The sequence below is a fragment of the Vibrio sp. SG41-7 genome (genome assembly GCF_014164465.1).
Classification (GTDB): Bacteria; Pseudomonadota; Gammaproteobacteria; order Enterobacterales; family Vibrionaceae; genus Vibrio; species Vibrio splendidus.
In genome coordinates this window covers 1-287 of record NZ_JACJFF010000399.1, presented here as the reverse complement: position 1 = coordinate 287, position 287 = coordinate 1, and the positions used below count along the sequence as shown (strand labels likewise).

Sequence of the window (287 nt, the reverse complement as noted above, 5' to 3'; positions counted from 1 at the left end):
AAAGGGTTGTCGTAGACTACGACGTTGATAGGCAGGGTGTGTAAGTGCTGCGAGGCATTGAGCTAACCTGTACTAATTGCCCGTGAGGCTTAACCATACAACACCCAAGGGGTTTTGTGGACTCAATAGAAATACCAAACGCTTGAATGAGTTTGAAGAGAAATACTTTTAAAGCTCTATTAAATAGAGAAGCAGCTTTCCGAATTTTAAAATTTGCTTGGCGACCATAGCATTGTGGACCCACCTGATTCCATGCCGAACTCAGAAGTGAAACACAATAGCGCCGA

General features: G+C 43.6%; 2 rRNA genes. Both read left to right on the top strand.

Features of this window, described 5'->3' with window-relative positions:
- Nucleotides 1-97, top strand: a 23S ribosomal RNA gene (locus H5300_RS27330); the annotation flags it as partial.
- A gap of 119 nt (nt 98-216) precedes the next feature.
- A 5S ribosomal RNA gene (gene rrf / locus H5300_RS27325) occupies nt 217-287 on the top strand; the annotation flags it as partial.